The 15,756-nt window shown below is 62.8% G+C and carries 16 protein-coding genes; 15 read left to right on the top strand and 1 reads right to left on the bottom strand.

The features are described 5' to 3' along the window. The first annotated feature begins 88 nt into the window (after positions 1-88). The 11 genes from nagZ (at position 89) to DEJ54_RS16210 (ending at position 10,116) form a co-directional block, all read left to right on the top strand. Positions 89-1,108, top strand: coding sequence for a beta-N-acetylhexosaminidase (gene nagZ / locus DEJ54_RS16260; RefSeq protein ID WP_113155478.1), 1,020 nt, complete (start codon positions 89-91; stop codon positions 1,106-1,108). A gap of 60 nt (positions 1,109-1,168) precedes the next feature. Continuing rightward, positions 1,169-1,975 (top strand): ScpA family protein, encoded by an 807-nt coding sequence (locus DEJ54_RS16255; protein ID WP_204360910.1) that lies wholly within the window; start codon positions 1,169-1,171, stop codon positions 1,973-1,975. Continuing rightward, complete coding sequence (scpB, locus tag DEJ54_RS16250) at positions 1,968-2,699, top strand: SMC-Scp complex subunit ScpB (protein ID WP_113156343.1); 732 nt, start codon at positions 1,968-1,970, stop codon at positions 2,697-2,699. Before DEJ54_RS16255 ends, scpB begins: the two co-directional genes overlap by 8 nt. A gap of 53 nt (positions 2,700-2,752) precedes the next feature. After that, positions 2,753-3,871: an ABC transporter ATP-binding protein gene (locus tag DEJ54_RS16245; protein WP_113155476.1), complete on the top strand. Its 1,119-nt coding sequence runs from the start codon at positions 2,753-2,755 to the stop codon at positions 3,869-3,871. A gap of 35 nt (positions 3,872-3,906) precedes the next feature. Continuing rightward, positions 3,907-4,131 carry a twin-arginine translocase TatA/TatE family subunit gene (locus DEJ54_RS16240; RefSeq protein ID WP_113155475.1) on the top strand — a complete coding sequence of 75 codons (225 nt, stop codon included), beginning with the start codon at positions 3,907-3,909 and terminating at the stop codon, positions 4,129-4,131. Between the two features lie 52 nt (positions 4,132-4,183). Further along, entirely contained in the window at positions 4,184-4,819 is a 636-nt protein-coding gene (gene tatB / locus DEJ54_RS16235) for a Sec-independent protein translocase protein TatB (protein WP_113155474.1), read from the top strand. Between the two features lie 52 nt (positions 4,820-4,871). Beyond that, positions 4,872-5,657, top strand: a complete 786-nt coding sequence (gene tatC, locus DEJ54_RS16230) for a twin-arginine translocase subunit TatC (RefSeq protein ID WP_113156342.1) — start codon at positions 4,872-4,874, stop codon at positions 5,655-5,657. A gap of 68 nt (positions 5,658-5,725) precedes the next feature. After that, on the top strand, positions 5,726-7,009 hold the full coding sequence (gene serS, locus DEJ54_RS16225) for a serine--tRNA ligase (RefSeq protein ID WP_113155473.1): 1,284 nt from the start codon (positions 5,726-5,728) through the stop codon (positions 7,007-7,009). Between the two features lie 4 nt (positions 7,010-7,013). Next, positions 7,014-7,772, top strand: coding sequence for a 5'/3'-nucleotidase SurE (surE, locus tag DEJ54_RS16220; RefSeq protein WP_113155472.1), 759 nt, complete (start codon positions 7,014-7,016; stop codon positions 7,770-7,772). Then, positions 7,769-8,422 carry a protein-L-isoaspartate(D-aspartate) O-methyltransferase gene (locus DEJ54_RS16215; RefSeq protein ID WP_113155471.1) on the top strand — a complete coding sequence of 218 codons (654 nt, stop codon included), beginning with the start codon at positions 7,769-7,771 and terminating at the stop codon, positions 8,420-8,422. The genes surE and DEJ54_RS16215 overlap by 4 nt, the downstream gene beginning before the upstream one ends. 203 nt (positions 8,423-8,625) lie before the next feature. Further along, positions 8,626-10,116 (top strand): peptidoglycan DD-metalloendopeptidase family protein, encoded by a 1,491-nt coding sequence (locus DEJ54_RS16210; protein WP_371685905.1) that lies wholly within the window; start codon positions 8,626-8,628, stop codon positions 10,114-10,116. 123 nt (positions 10,117-10,239) lie between these two features. On the opposite strand, the gene DEJ54_RS16205 is transcribed toward DEJ54_RS16210, so the two are convergent. Beyond that, a complete protein-coding gene (locus DEJ54_RS16205; RefSeq protein WP_113156341.1) occupies positions 10,240-11,118 on the bottom strand; it encodes an ATP-binding protein in 879 nt (292 codons plus the stop codon). Positions 11,119-11,371: 253 nt separating this feature from the next. Between DEJ54_RS16205 and yajC the strand changes: the two genes are divergently transcribed. The 4 genes from yajC (at position 11,372) to DEJ54_RS16185 (ending at position 15,599) form a co-directional block, all read left to right on the top strand. Continuing rightward, positions 11,372-11,719, top strand: a complete 348-nt coding sequence (gene yajC, locus DEJ54_RS16200; RefSeq protein WP_113156340.1) for a preprotein translocase subunit YajC — start codon at positions 11,372-11,374, stop codon at positions 11,717-11,719. Between the two features lie 70 nt (positions 11,720-11,789). Continuing rightward, a complete protein-coding gene (gene secDF / locus DEJ54_RS16195) occupies positions 11,790-14,360 on the top strand; it encodes a protein translocase subunit SecDF (protein WP_113155469.1) in 2,571 nt (856 codons plus the stop codon). After that, positions 14,360-14,749, top strand: coding sequence for an Mth938-like domain-containing protein (locus tag DEJ54_RS16190; protein ID WP_113155468.1), 390 nt, complete (start codon positions 14,360-14,362; stop codon positions 14,747-14,749). The genes secDF and DEJ54_RS16190 overlap by 1 nt, the downstream gene beginning before the upstream one ends. Before the next feature lies 1 nt (position 14,750). Further along, positions 14,751-15,599, top strand: coding sequence for a phytoene/squalene synthase family protein (locus DEJ54_RS16185; protein ID WP_245447591.1), 849 nt, complete (start codon positions 14,751-14,753; stop codon positions 15,597-15,599). Positions 15,600-15,756: the final 157 nt, after the last annotated feature.

Raw genomic sequence — 15,756 nt, 5'->3', positions numbered from 1 at the left:
TCGCAGACACTCCAGTCAAAACCGCCGCCATTGCGCGGCGGTTTTTTGTTTTCTTTTCCAGATTCGTGCGCCCGGCTATCCTGTGTGCATGAGCGAATCAAAATCCATGATCCTCGGTGCGACCGGGACCAAGCTGACGGCGGACGAAATCGCCTTCTATCGAAACGAGCGTCCCTGGGGGTTCATCCTCTTTGCGCGCAATATCGAGGAGGCCGGGCAGCTGAGTGACCTTGTCGCCTCCATGCGCGACAGCGTCGGGCGGCCGGATGCGCCGGTTTTCATCGATCAGGAAGGCGGAAGGGTGCAGCGGCTGCGACCGCCCATGGCCGCCAATTATCCGACGGCTTCGGAGCTTGGCAGGATTTACGACAAGGATCCCGAGGCCGGCGTGCGCGCTGCCTGGCTGATGTCGCGTCTGCATGCGATGGACCTTAAGCGCTACGGCATTACCGCTGACTGTCTGCCGGTTCTCGATGTGCCGATCGCCGGCGCGCATGACGTGATCGGCGACCGCGCCTATGCGCATGATCCAGAGGCCGTGATTGCGCTCGGACGCGCGGCCAGTGACGGCCTGATGGCCGGTGGCGTGCTGCCGGTGATGAAGCATGTGCCCGGTCACGGGCGCGCGTTCTGCGACAGCCACAAGGCGCTGCCGGAGGTGACGGCCTCGCTGGACGAGCTGCGCGCGCATGATTTCGTGCCGTTCAAGGCGCTTGCCGATCTGCCCATGGCCATGACCGCGCATATCGTTTTCCACGCCATCGATGCGGAGCGTCCGGCGACCACTTCCGAGAAGGTGGTGCAGGAGATCATTCGCGGCGAAATCGGCTTTGACGGGCTTTTGATGAGCGATGACGTCTCGATGCACGCACTTTCTGGGGATTTCTCGGATCGTGCGGAAGCAATCCTTGCGGCAGGCTGCGATCTCGTCCTTCACTGTCACGGCATCATGCCGGAAATGAAGGCCGTCGCCGAAAAAGCGCCGGAATTGTCGGGCAAGAGCCTGGAGCGTGCGAACCGCGCCATGGCGTACCTGACACCGGGTGACGACACTGAAGAATTGGCCGCGCGGGCGGAATTCGAGCAATGCTTCGCGGCGGTCGCCTGATGATAGGAACCACAACGCTTGGCGCAGAGTGCTGAAAAGACAGCCGTCAAACCGGCTCCCATGGAGAAGCTGTGGGACGACAAACCCGATGATCACGGGGTGTCGGAGCCTGCGCTGACGGTCGATGTGGCGGGCTTTGAAGGCCCGCTCGATCTTTTGCTGCATCTGGCGCGTACGCAGAAGGTGGATCTGGCGCGCATTTCTGTTCTGGCGCTCGCCGAGCAGTACATCGCCTTCATTGAACAGGTGCGCAAGATGCGCCTGGAGCTGGCCGCCGACTATCTGGTGATGGCGGCCTGGCTTGCCTATCTGAAATCACGCCTGCTGATCCCCAAGAAACCCGAGGACGAAGAGCCGACGGGTGAGGAAATGGCGGCCCTTCTGCAGTTTCGCCTGAAACGGCTTGAGGCGATGCGTGATGCGGCGGCGCGGCTCGTGAACCGCAACCGGCTTGGCCGGGATGTGTTTGCGCGCGGCATGCCCGAGCCGGTGATCGTGCAGAAGCAGAGCGCTTTCTCCGCTTCGCTCTACGATCTTCTGACCGCTTATGCTGCACAGCGCCAGCGGCGCGCGGTGACCAATGTGCGCATCGCCAAGCGCGGCGTCTGGTCCCTGAAGCAGGCGCGCGACATTCTGGTGCGGATGATAGGCGATTTTGGAGACTGGACGGCGCTCGATCATTTTCTGATCCGTTACATGACCAATGCCGAGGAGCGGGCGACCGCGACGGCCAGTTCGTTTGCCGCTTCGCTGGAGCTGGTGCGCGAAGGCGCGCTGGAAATCCGGCAGCAGGAGGCTTTTGCGCCCATCTATATGCGCACGGGCAAGAAGGCTCCCGCCAGCCTGTTCGAGGGCTATGATGACTGAAAACAGCAATGTGGTTCCGTTTGTCGCCAATGATGGCGATGAGGAAAGGGAAGAGAGCAAGTCTGTTTCGCCGCATCTGGTGGAAGCCAAGCGCATGGTCGAAGCGATTATCTTTGCCAGCGCCGAACCGGTGCCCGAGCGGGCGCTGGTCGAGCGGCTTCCACAGGGTACGGATGTTGCCGAGGCGCTGGAAGCACTGCGCAGCGACTATGAAAAGCGCGGCATCAATCTGGTTCGCGTGGAAGATTGCTGGGTGTTTCGCACGGCGAGCGATCTTTCCTTTCTGATGAGCCGGAACGCGGTCCAGCAGCGCAAATTGTCGCGCGCCGCGCTCGAGATGCTCGCGGTCATCGCCTACCACCAGCCGGTGACGCGGGCGGAGATCGAAGAAATCCGTGGTGTCGAGACCTCCAAGGGCACGCTCGACATTCTGCTGGAGACGGGCTGGGTGAAGATGCGCGGTCGCCGCCGCACGCCCGGACGGCCCGTAACCTACGGAACCAGCACGGAATTTCTCGACCATTTCGGTCTGGCGGAACTGCGTGATCTGCCGGGGATCGAAGAGTTGAAGGGCGCGGGGCTGCTTTCCGCCCGCATGCCGGCCAATTTTGCCGTTCCCCAGCCCATGACAGATCCCGATGAACTCACAGAAGATGAAGATCCGTTGACGGATATCGACCTGGAAGAGCTCGGTCTGTTGACACCGCTCGCAGAGGATGATTGACGGAAGGTCCGCGGGACAGGGGCCGCCTGCGATCCATCCAGGGATACCGGTGCATGGACAGTAAGAAGCAAAGTTCGGCGCGCAGGACAGCCGGCGTCAGCTTTGCGGCGCGTCTCTCCTTCAAGAACATCAGCCATTCCTACGCTTCGGGCGGGCAGACGCTGCGCGATGTTTCGCTTTCGGCCGAGCCGGGCGAGGTGCTGTGCCTTCTTGGGCCTTCCGGCTCCGGCAAGACGACGCTTCTGCGCATTGCCGCCGGCATCGAGGCGCAGCGCGCCGGGCAGGTGTTCCTCAATGAGCGGGAGATTGCGGGGCCGGATGTCTTCCTGCCGCCGGAGAAACGCTCCATCGGCCTGGTGTTCCAGGATTTCGCGCTGTTCCCGCATCTGACGATTCTCGACAATGTGCGCTTTGGCTTGACAGCCCTGTCGGGCGGCGAGGCGCGGCAGGAGGCGATGAACGCGCTGGAGCGTGTCGGGCTCGACGGCTATGCCGACGCCTATCCACATGTCCTGTCGGGCGGTGAGCAGCAGCGTGTTGCGCTGGCGCGCGCGCTTGCGCCGCGTCCGGCGGTTCTCCTGATGGACGAGCCGTTTTCCGGGCTCGATTCGCGCCTGAAGGACAATGTGCGGGCCGAAACGCTTGCGATCCTGCGCCAGAGCCGCGCCACGGCGGTTGTGGTGACGCATGACGCCGAGGAAGCCATGCGCATGGGCGACCGGATCGCCCTGCTCAAGGATGGCGGGCTGGTGCAGGTGGGCACCGCCGAAGAACTCTATCACCGTCCTGCCGATCTTTTCGTTGCGGGTTTCTTCTCCGAGATCAACGAATTCGAGGGGCGGGTTCATGCAGGCGCGGTGGAAACGCCGCTTGGACGTTTTCCCGCCGATGGGCTGGAAGAGGGGGCTGCGGCAACGGTCGCGGTGCGCCTTTCCGGCTTCCAGGTGGACCAGAAGGGCGGGGCAGTGCCTGCCCGCATCATCTCGCGCCGGTTCCTCGGCGTGGTGGAATTTCTCGAACTCGCCATTCCCGGCGCGGATCATCATGTCCGGGCGCGTGTGCGCTGTGGACATCTGGAGCCGGGCGTGCGCGATATATGGCTGAATGTCGTCCCGAGCGATGTGCTTGTGTTTGCGAGACAATCGTTTGAACAATCGGGCGAAAGCGCATAAATCAAATCAATGGCAATTGGTGAAAGAGACTGATCATGGGTTCCTTTTCAATCTGGCACTGGCTCATCGTGCTCGTCGTGGTGCTGCTCCTCTTTGGTCGCGGCAAGATCCCCGAGCTGATGGGTGACATGGCCAAGGGCATCAAAAGCTTCAAGAAGGGCATGTCCGACGATGACGAGGACACGACCAAGACGGTCGAGCATCAGGCTGACGAGCCGGTGAAGGACGCAAGCAAGCCGAACAAGAAGAAGTCCGGCTGATTCGGCGCTGATGCGCTGCGGATAAACTTCCTGCCCCTCTTTCCGGTGACTTATGTTTGATCTTGGCTGGCCCGAAATCATGGTGATCGCCATCGTCCTGATCGTCGTGGTCGGGCCGAAGGACTTGCCGCGTATGCTGCGCTCATTCGGGCGCACGACGTCCAAATTGCGCAGCATGGCTGGCGATTTCCGCAAGCAGTTCGATGAAGCGCTGCAGGAAGCCGAGCTTGATGACGTGAAGTCTATCGTGGACGACGCGCGCAAGCTCGATCCGCGCAACGAGATCAAGAAGCACCTGAACCCTCTGGAGCAGGTGGGACGTGATATTCGTTCCGGGCTGGATGAGGCCATGAAGCCGCAGGCGGCAAAGTCAGGGCCTCCGGCCTCGACCGAGACGCATGCGGCGGAACCGGCCAAGGCCGGGGCAACCCGCATGCCGGGCGAGGGGAAGGCTGGAGCCGCCAAGGCTCCGGCGAAGTCCACGTCTGCCAAGACGTCGCCGAAGGCTACTTCAACAAAGGCGGCGTCGACGAAGGCTGCTTCGACAAAGAGCACGGCAGCCAAAAGCACAGCAGCCAAGACGGCCGCTGCAAAGCCGAGAGCGGCAGCCAAGCCGAAGGCCGCCAGCAAGACCACTGCGGCTGGCGCGGCGAAGCGTCCGGCCACCAAGAAGACCAGCGGAGCCTAATGTCGTGAACGCCGAACGAGACGACGACATCGATCAGTCTTCCGCCCCGCTGATGGATCACCTGATCGAGCTGCGTTCGCGGCTCATCTGGGCGATCGGAGGGTTCTTCGTGGCCTTTCTGGTCTGCTTCTTCTTCGCCAAGCAGATCTTCAACCTGCTGGTGATTCCGTTCCAGTGGGCGACCCTGTGGGCCGGTCTCGACGCGGACAAGGTGGACCTGATCTACACCGCGCCGCAGGAATTCTTCTTTACCCAGATCAAGCTGGCCATGTTTGGCGGCCTGGTGATCGCCTTCCCGGTGATCGCCATGCAGATCTACAAGTTTGTCGCGCCAGGGCTTTACCGCAACGAGCGCCGCGCGTTCATTCCGTTCCTGATTGCCTCGCCGATCCTGTTCCTGATCGGCGCTGCACTCGTCTATTTCTTCTTCACGCCGATGGTGATGTGGTTCTTCCTGTCCATGCAGCAGGTGGGGCCTGACAACACGGTGCAAATCTCTCTGCTGCCCAAGGTTTCGGAGTATCTCGGCCTGATCATGACGCTGATCCTGTCCTTCGGCCTCGTGTTCCAGCTTCCGGTCGTGACGACGCTCATGGCGCGGGTGGGGCTTCTGACCTCGACCGGGCTTGCCGACAAGCGCAAATACGCCATCGTGGCGGCTTTCGTGGCCGCGGCGATCCTCACGCCGCCGGATCCGGTGAGCCAGATCGGCCTTGCGCTTCCGACCATCCTTCTCTACGAAATTGCCATCTGGGCCGCCCGCATGGTCGAGCGCCAGCGCGAGAAGGAAGCGAACGCGCAGGACGACACCGGCGAGACGGACCAGCCGACCGCCTAGATCAGCAGGTCATTTCCTGTCTGTCCCGGGGCGGTTCACTGCAATCTCTCCGCGATTGGAAATCAGACATGCTCGACATCAAATGGATTCGCGAGAACCCGCAGGCGCTGGACGAAGCGCTCAAAAAGCGCGGCGCGGACCCTGAAAGTGGGAAGCTCCTGGCGCTTGACGAAGCGCGCCGCCAGCACCTGACGAAGCTTCAGGAGGCGCAGGAGCGCCGCAATGCCGCCTCCAAGGAAATCGGCAAGGCCATGGCATCCGGCGACAAGGACCTCGCCGAGAAGCTGAAGGCCGAAGTGTCTGAGCTGAAGAGTTTCGTTCAGGATGGCGAGGCTGAAGAGCGCCGCCACGACGCCGCGCTCAACGATGCGCTGGCGCGTGTTCCCAACATCCCGCTCGAAGACGTGCCGGTTGGCGCGGACGAAAACGACAATGTCGAAGTGCGCAGGCATGGCGAGCCGAAGCACGCCAACTGGTCGAAAGAGCATTTTGAGATCGGCGAGGCGCTCGGCCTGATGGATTTCGAGCGCGCGGCAAAGCTTTCGGGCTCGCGCTTCACGGTGCTATCCGGCCAGCTTGCCCGCCTTGAGCGCGCGCTTGGCCAGTTCATGCTCGACCTGCACACGCAGGAGCATGGCTACACGGAAGTGCAGCCGCCGCTTCTGGTGCGTGACGATGCGATGTTCGGCACCGGGCAGTTGCCGAAGTTCACCGAGGATCTGTTCCGCGCCGGTGACGATCACTGGCTGATCCCGACGGCTGAAGTGTCGCTCACCAATCTCGTGCGCGAGGAAATTCTGGAAGGTGACAAGCTGCCGCTGCGCTTTACCGCGCTGACGCCGTGCTTCCGTTCGGAAGCGGGTTCTGCGGGGCGTGATACGCGTGGCATGCTGCGCCAGCACCAGTTCTACAAGGTCGAGCTGGTCTCGATCACCGATGCCGAAACATCGATTGACGAGCATGAGCGCATGACGGCCTGTGCCGAGACCGTGCTGAAGAAGCTCGACCTGCCTTACCGGACCATGGTTCTGTGCACGGGCGACATGGGCTTCGGTGCACGCAAGACCTACGATCTGGAAGTCTGGCTGCCGGGGCAGAACGCCTATCGTGAAATCTCGTCCTGCTCGGTCTGTGGCGATTTCCAGGGGCGTCGCATGAATGCGCGCTACCGTGCGGCCGGCGAGAAGCAGACCCGCTTCGTTCACACGCTCAACGGTTCGGGAACCGCTGTTGGCCGTGCGCTGATCGCGGTTCTGGAAAATTACCAGAATGAGGACGGCAGTGTCACGATACCGTCAGCCCTCAAACCCTATATGGGCGGCCTGGAGAAAATCGAAGCATCGAAGGATTGAGACTTTGCGCATTCTGTTGACCAATGACGATGGCATTCACGCAGAAGGACTGGCGACGCTGGAGCGTATCGCCCGCACTTTGAGCGATGATGTCTGGGTAGTGGCGCCCGAAACCGACCAGTCGGGCTTTGCCCATTCGCTGTCATTGTCGGAGCCGCTCAGGATGCGCAAGATCGATGACAGGCATTTTGCCTTACGCGGCACGCCCACCGATTGCGTGATCATGGGCGTGCGGCACGTGATGGACACGCCGCCGGACCTGATCCTGTCCGGCGTCAACAACGGCACCAATATTGCCGATGACGTGACCTATTCGGGCACCGTGGCCGGTGCGATGGAAGGGACGCTTCTGGGCATTCCGTCCTTTGCGCTGAGCCAGGCCTATGACTTTACCGATGAAAGCCGCTACATTCCCTTCGGCACCGCCGAGGCGCTTGCGCCGCCGCTTCTGAAGAAGCTGATCGACCGGCCCATGCCGGAAGGTGTTCTGATCAACATCAACTTCCCGAACTGTGCGCCGGAAGACGCCAAGGGCACTCTGGTGACCGCACAGGGCAAGATGGTGCACGGGCTGAACGTGGAAGAGCGCCGCGACGGGCGCAACTATCCCTATTACTGGCTGCGTTTCGGCCGCCAGCAGGCCGATATTCGCCAGGGGAGCGATCAGGCAGCGATCCGTGACGGCTATGTTTCGGTGACGCCGCTGCATCTCGACCTGACGGCGCATGAAGTGCGTGACCAGCTTTCCAAGGCTCTGGCATGAACGAAGCGGGGCAGGAGCGCGAGAGCTTTGCCGCGTTCATGCTGCGCATGCGCGCGCGCGGAATTGGCGGCAAGGAACTCTTTGCCGCCATGGAGGCGACGCCGCGCGCGGGCTTTCTTCCATCGGAATGGTATGCGGCGGCGTGGTCGCAGCGCATGGTGCCGATTGCCTGTGGCGAGGCCATAGAAGGCTGCGACCTGCAGGCAAGGGCCATCGATGCGCTGGAACTCTCTTCCGGGCACCGGGTTCTGGAGATCGGCACGGGGTCGGGCTTCACCGCTGCGGTGATCGCGAGGCTGGCGGGCCGGGTCCTCACGCTCGACCGTTACAAGACGCTTGGTGTGGAAGCACAATTGCGCTGGGAGAATCTGGGCCTCACCAATGTGTCGGCCCGGCATGCAGACGGTTCCGAAGGCGCACCCTCCGACGGGCCGTTCGACCGAATCATCGTGTGGGCCGCTTTCGATGAATTGCCGCGCCGTTTCGTCGATCAGCTTGCCACCGGCGGCATTATGGTCGCGCCAATCGGACCGGGCGACGATGTGCAGATGATGACGAAACTGGCCAAGGTGGGCAGTCGTTTCGAGCGCGCAGACCTTGAAAACGTGCGGCTACAGCCTCTTTTCAAAAGCGCTGCCGAGGCCATCTGACGCTCCCGGCGAGGGGCGCTCATCTCAAAATCTCCCCGCAGCTTAACCGCTGAGTAACATTAACGCGATTTAATTGCCCGTGTTCAGGTATTGGGTACGCGGGTAGTCACATGCGTTGCATTACACGGAGTTTCGATCGCGCTATTTTGCGCGGAGCCGCTGTCATTTTGATGGGCGGTGTTGCGGCAGGATGCAGTTCCGATGTGTCCCGCTTCAAGTCCAGCGATTTTGCAGATGCACGGTCGACCAACCGGGCGGTGGCCATGGCCCCTGCCAGCCAGCCCTATCCGGGCGATGTCGGCGGTGTTGACACCACCTACACGGGTTCGATCAGCCGGCAGGGCTCCAGCCCGCGGCCGAACGGTCTCGTGGGCGGTGCCGTCAGCCAGCCTCTGCCCGCGCCGACCAATACGCCGGTTCGCGCAGCGACCCGGCCGGTGGACCTGACCAATCAGACCGCTTCCAACGTACAGCGCCAGGCGCTTCCCGCGCCATCGCAGTCGCAGCCGCAGCCGGCACGCGTTGCCGCAGCGCCCGTGCCGGCGCAGCCGCAGCTTGACCGCACGTCGACCGGATCGGTGACGCGCCAGCCTGCGCAGACCGGGCAGGGCGGCGGCCAGACGATCACGGTGCGCGAAGGCGAGACGGTGTTCAACCTGTCGCGCCGGTTCGGTGTGCCGGTTGCCGCCATTCTCGGCGCAAACAATCTTTCCAGCGCATCGCAGCTGCGCACGGGACAGACGCTGATGATCCCGAGCTATGCCTATTCGGGCAATGCGCCGGCTGCCGCGTCTGACAATGGTGCGGCCACGCAGCGTCAGGCCGCTGCGCCGCAGCCTGTTCCCAATGAGCCGACGCCTCAGAGAGAGCCGCAGGAGCGCCTTGCGGTTCTGCGCGAGACGCCCCGGCCCAAGCCGCGCCCGCAGGGTTCGGAAACGAACAATGCCGCGAGCAACGCCAATACGAACAGCCAGACGGCGCCGGTGCAGACCAAGACGGCTTCTGCCGGTTCCTACACCGTGGTTTCGGGCGACACGCTTTACGGCATTGCCCGCAAGACGGGTGCGAGCGTCGCGAACATCAAGGCGGCCAATGGTCTTGCTGATGGCTATCTGAAGGTCGGCCAGCTTCTGACCATCCCGTCCGGCAATGTGAGCCAGCCGACGCAGGTTGCAGCGGCTCCGAAGACGGTTGATCGCACGACGACCAACGCCACGACCCGCGATCCTGCACCGGTGGTGAAAACCTCGACGCAGGCTCAGACACAGGTTGCCGCCGTGGCGAAGCAGAGCAATGAAGTTGCGCCGGACTCGACCGGCATCGGCAAGCTGCGCTGGCCGGCGCGTGGTCGAATCATCTCGGACTTCGGCAGCACCTCGGGTTCCGTGCGCAATGACGGCATCGACATTGCCGTTCCGGCAGGCACGCCGGTCAAGGCAGCCGAAAATGGCGTCGTGATCTATGCCGGCGACGGGCTGAAGGAATTCGGCAACACGGTTCTGGTGCGCCATGACAACGGCATGGTGACGGTTTACGGCCATGCCAGCGCGCTTCGGGTGAAGCGTGGCGAGAAGGTCCGGCGCGGTCAGGAAATCGCCCTGTCGGGCATGAGCGGCAGCGCCGAGCGTCCGAAACTGCACTTCGAGGTGCGCAAGGACGCCACGCCGGTCAATCCGACAGGTTATCTCGAATAGACGTTCCCTGAATAACGAGAAAAAAGCTGCGGCCTGCCAGACCTCCGGTCAGGCTGCCTCTTTGACCCGCCCGAAAGGGCGGGTTTTTTATTGAGGCGAAGCGTTGGGTCGGGGGGATACGCCTTAGGCGTCGAGACGCTTGCCGAGGCGGCCGGCGAGATCCTGAATGAACTGCCAGGCGACGCGGCCCGAACGGCTGCCGCGCGTGGTGGCCCATTCAAGCGCATCGGCGCGCAGGCGCTCCGGATCGATCTCGAGGCCGTAATGGGTGACATAGCCGCCGATCATCGCCAGATATTCGTCCTGCGAGCATTTATGGAAGCCGAGCCAGAGGCCGAAACGGTCTGACAGCGAGACCTTTTCTTCGACGGCTTCCGACGGGTTGATGGCCGTCGAGCGCTCATTCTCGATCATGTCGCGCGGCAAGAGGTGCCGCCGGTTGGAGGTGGCGTAGAGGATGACATTGGCGGGCCTGCCTTCAACGCCGCCTTCCAATGCTGCCTTGAGCGATTTGTAGGAGGCGTCATTCTGATCGAAGGACAGATCGTCGCAGAAAAGGATGAAGCGGAACGGCGCGGCTTTCAGGAAGGCCATGAGCTGTGGCAGGGTCTCGATGTCCTCGCGGTGGATCTCCACCAGCTTCAGCGGCGTCTGGCCGGCAGGGGCGGCGCGGTTGATCTCGGCATGGACGGCTTTCACCAGCGACGACTTGCCCATGCCGCGCGCGCCCCACAGAAGCACGTTGTTGGCGGGAAGGTCGCGGGCAAAGCGCTCGGTGTTGTCGGCCAGGATATCGCGCACGCGGTCGACGCCGCGAATCAGCGAAAGTTCCACGCGATTGACCTTTTCGACGGGATCCAGCGTCCGGCGCTCCGCATTCCAGACAAAACAGTCGGCGGCTTCGAAGCGCGGCGGCTCGGGCTGCTGCGGGGTGAGGCGGGCGATCGTATCGATCAGCCGGTCGAGTTTCTCGGACAGCGCTTCGATGGTGTTTTCGGACATGATTTCCTCGCAAAGCTCATGCGCAGACGGGTTGCGTACCGTACGGTACGGTTCTTCCATAAGGGGGCGGGATTTGCAAGTGCGGGAGGCGGCGCGGGGGAGTGTATTGCCGGACGCAGCGTCAGATGTCTGCGCATAAGCGGCCCTGCGGGCCTGTGCACACTGCGCCAACAGTTGCAATGAAGGGGTGAAAGTCTATATTCCGGCCACATTTATGACCAGCCGGACGTCCGGCAGATATCAGGAGTTTTCGATGTTCATCACCCCGGCATACGCACAGGCTGGCGCAGGCGGAGCGCCCGACATCTTTGTCAGCATTCTGCCGTTCGTTCTGATCTTCGTGATCATGTATTTCCTCATCATCCGTCCGCAGCGCCAGCAGATGAAGAAGCGCGCCGAGATGCTGTCGGCTGTTCGTCGTGGCGACACGGTGGTGACGGGCGGCGGCCTGGTCGGCAAGGTGAGCAAGGTCATCAATGACAGCGAGCTCGAAATCGACCTGGGCGGCGGCAACAAGGTTACGGCCGTGCGCTCCATGCTCGCAGAGGTTCGCGTGAAGGGTGAGCCGGTTGCAGACAACAAGCAGCCCGCCAAGAAATAACCGCAATATGACGTGATTGCCGGGAAGGGCCGGCAAAAACGGCCCTCCCAACCTGAACAGACGAGGCCCCATGCTACACTTCTCGCGCTGGCAAACGATACTTATCTGGCTGGCCGTGGCGCTTGGCGTCGCCTACGCGGCGCCGAACATCATTCCGGCATCCTATTTGTCCTCCATGCCGAGCTGGGCGCCTTCGCGGCCAATGACGCTGGGCCTCGACCTTCAGGGCGGTTCGCACATTCTTCTCCAGATCGAGAAGAAGGAACTGATCGAGGAGCGCATCGTTACGACGCGCGACGACATCCGCCGTACGCTGCGTGACAAGCGGATCGGCTATACCGGCCTCACCGGTTCGGGCCAGAGCGTGCAGGTGCGCATTCGCGACGCCGCTCAGGTTGCCGAAGCCAAGGAGGCTCTGCGCGAGCTGACACAGCCGGTGAATTCCGGCCTGTTCAGCGGCGGCACGGTGACCGAGCTTGCGCTCACCGAACCGGAGCCGGGCCTTCTGCGCTTCACGCTGACGGAAGACGGTATCAACTACCGTGTGTCCTCCGCGCTTTCGCAGTCCATTGAAGTGGTCTCCCGCCGCGTCAACGAGCTCGGCACCACCGAGCCGGTGATCCAGCGGCAGGGCGAAGACCGCATTCTCGTTCAGGTGCCGGGCCTTCAGGACCCGCAGCGCCTGAAAGACATTCTTGGCCAGACCGCCAAGCTGAGCTTCCAGATGGTCGACCAGTCGGTGCCCGTGCAGGAGGCCATCAACAGCCGCCCGCCCATCGGCACGACCATCAAATACTCGGTGGACGATCCGCCCGTTCCCTACCTGATCGAAGACCGCGTCATCGTTTCGGGTGAAAATCTGGTGGATGCGCAGGCGACCTTCGACCAGCGCACCAACGAACCGGTGGTGAGCTTCCGCTTCGACACGAAGGGCGCGACGCGCTTCGGTCAGGCGACGCAGGAGAATGTCGGTCGCCTGTTCGCCATCATTCTCGACGACCAGGTGATTTCGGCTCCGCAGATCCGCGAGCCCATCCTCGGCGGCACCGGCCAGATTTCGGGCAATTTCAACGTCCAGTCGGCCAATGATCTGGCCGTCCTTCTGCGCGCGGGCGCTCTGCCGGCGACGCTGACAATCATTGAAGAGCGCACGGTCGGACCGGGCCTTGGTCAGGACTCCATCGACGCCGGCAAGATCGCCTCGTTGATCGGCGCGGCGCTTGTCGTTGCGTTCATGATTGCCGCTTACGGGCTTCTCGGCGTGTTCGCCGTGATCGCGCTTGCCGCCAATGTGACGATGATCATCGCGATCCTCTCGGCGCTCGGTGCAACGCTGACGCTGCCGGGCATTGCCGGTATCGTGCTGACCATCGGCATGGCGGTGGACTCCAGCGTGCTCATCTTCGAGCGCATTCGCGAGGAGAGGGCCGGCGGGCGTTCGCTCATTCAGGCGGTCGACACGGGCTTCTCCAAGGCGCTGGCAACCATTGTTGACGCCAATGTGACGACGCTGATCGCCGCCGTGATCCTGTTCTATCTGGGTTCGGGTCCGATCCGCGGCTTTGCCGTCACGCTTGCCATCGGTATCGCGACGACGGTCTTCACCGCCTATTCGCTGACGCGCTGGATCGTTGCCGATTGGGTGCGCCGCCGGCGTCCCCGTGAGCTGCCGCGCACGCCGCTGCGTTTCGTGCCTGACAACACGAAGATCGGCTTCATGAAGCTGCGCCGCGTGACCTTCACGCTGTCGGCTCTGGCTTCCATCGCGGCTGTGGCGCTGTTCATGACCGTCAACATGAACTACGGCATCGACTTCAAGGGCGGCTCCTCCATCGAGGTGCAGTCCCGCGAAGGACCGGCTGACATCGGCGATATCCGCGCGCGTCTGTCAGAACTCAATCTGGGCGACGTTCAGGTGCAGGAGTTCGGCGATCCGCGTGAGGTGCTGATCCGCGTTCAGGCGCAGGACGGCGGCGAGAATGCCGAACAGACCGTCATCGCCAAGGTGCGGGGCGAGCTTGAGGACGCCTATGAGTTCCGCCGCGTCGAAGTGGTGGGGCCGACCGTCTCCGGTGAGCTTGCGCGTGCCGGCACGATTGCGGTTCTGGTCTCGCTCCTGGCGATCCTGATTTACATCTGGCTGCGCTTCGAGTGGCAGTTCGCCGTGGGCGCAATTCTTGCCACACTGCACGATGTGATCATGACCGTAGGCTTCTTCGTGATAACCGGCATCGAGTTCAATCTGACGAGTATCGCGGCGATCCTGACAATCGTGGGTTACTCATTGAACGATACAGTCGTGGTCTATGACCGCGTGCGCGAGAACCTGCGACGGTTCAAGAAGATGCCGCTTCCGGAGCTTCTGAACCTGTCGATGAACCAGACGCTGTCGCGCACCATCATGACCTCGGTGACGACGCTTCTGGCGCTCGGTGCACTGTTCGTCTTCGGTGGCGAGGTGATCCGTTCCTTCACGGCCGCGATGATCTTCGGTGTGGTGATCGGCACCTACTCGTCGATCTTCATCGCCGGTCCGCTGCTGATCCTGTTCCGCATGCGCTCCACCGGGGCGCTGGGCGCAGAGCAGAAGGACGATGATGCGACCGGTTCGGACACGACCGGACAGATGCCGGCCAAGTGATGGCGGGCGGCATTGAAATACGCGCGGCCCATTTCCCGGGCCGCGCTCCCATCGACGCTTACGGCAATGGCGGTTTTCGCTTTGCCGACATGTCGCATCGCGGTTCCATCCTGTGCATGCCTTCGGGCATTCACGGGTGGGACGTGGCGGCTTTCGAAGGGCTGGGCGAGGGCGACTTCACCAGGCTGTTCGACGAAGCCGCCGACTTCGACATTCTGCTTCTTGGCACCGGAAAGACCCTGATCCCTGTGCCAGCTGAACTGCGCAAGCGCTTCCGGGCGGCCGGCGTGGCGGTCGAGCCCATGGCGACGGGCGCCGCGGTACGCACCTACAATGTGCTGCTTGCGGAAGACCGCACGGTTGCAGCAGCGCTGATCGCTGTCGACTGAGATGGCCGAAACGCAGCCTTTTGTCATGTCGGTGGTGCGCGACGCCGATCCCGACCGCTATCTCTCCGTGCTGTACGCACCCGAGGAAAAGCGCCCGGCGCTGTTTGCGCTTTATGCTTTCAATGTGGAAGTGGCGGGCATTCGCGACCGGGTGAGCGAGCCGCTTCCCGGCGAGGTGCGGCTGCAGTTCTGGCGGGATGTTCTGACGGCGGAGGCTGCGCCGGAGAGTGCGGACGGTTCGCCGCTCGCGGTGGCTCTTCTGGAGGCAATCCGCACGCATGGGCTTCCCGTGCAGCCACTGCTCGACCTTCTCGAAGCGCGCATCTTCGATCTCTATGACGACCCGATGCCAAGCCGCAACGACCTGGAAGGCTATTGCGGCGAGACCGCTTCGGCTCTGATCCAGCTTGCCGGACTGGTGCTCGACACGCCAGCCGCCATGCGCGCCTCGGAACTGGCAGGCCATGCGGGCTGTGCGCAGGCCATTGCCGGGCTTCTGCGCATGCTGCCGATCCATCGCCGGCGCGGGCAGTGCTACATTCCGGGCGATCTGTTACGGGCCGCCGGCACCACGCGCGAAAACCTTTTGAGCGGCGAGGACCGTGACGCTGCGGCGCGCGCCGTGGCGGCCATGGTCGCCCTTGGCAAACATCATGCGGCGGCATTCGAGGCAGGCGCGAAGGCGCTGCCGGCTTCTCTGCGTCCGGCATTCCTGCCTGCGGGGCTTTCGCAGGCCTATCTCAAGCGCCTTGAGGCGAGCGGGGCTGCGGCACTTGAAGACATCGTGACGCTGCCGCAATGGCGTCGGCACTGGCTGATGTTCCGGCGCGCCACGAAGGGATGGGGATAACCCCAGAACCTGGACCTCAAAGCGCGATCCGTTTTTCGGTTGTTCCGACGCTTCATTTACAATCCGGATTGTCCCTGATGCGTCCGAAGGGGCGCATGGCGATTGACGATGCCGTTGTCCAATTTACGCCGCGTCCGCATGGTCTTTGATCATCGGC

The organism is Nitratireductor sp. OM-1 (genome assembly GCF_003296175.1).
Taxonomy (GTDB): Bacteria; Pseudomonadota; Alphaproteobacteria; order Rhizobiales; family Rhizobiaceae; genus Nitratireductor; species Nitratireductor aquimarinus.
The sequence above is the reverse complement of the archived record's forward strand: the minus strand, read 5'-3'. Positions and strand labels throughout refer to the sequence as shown.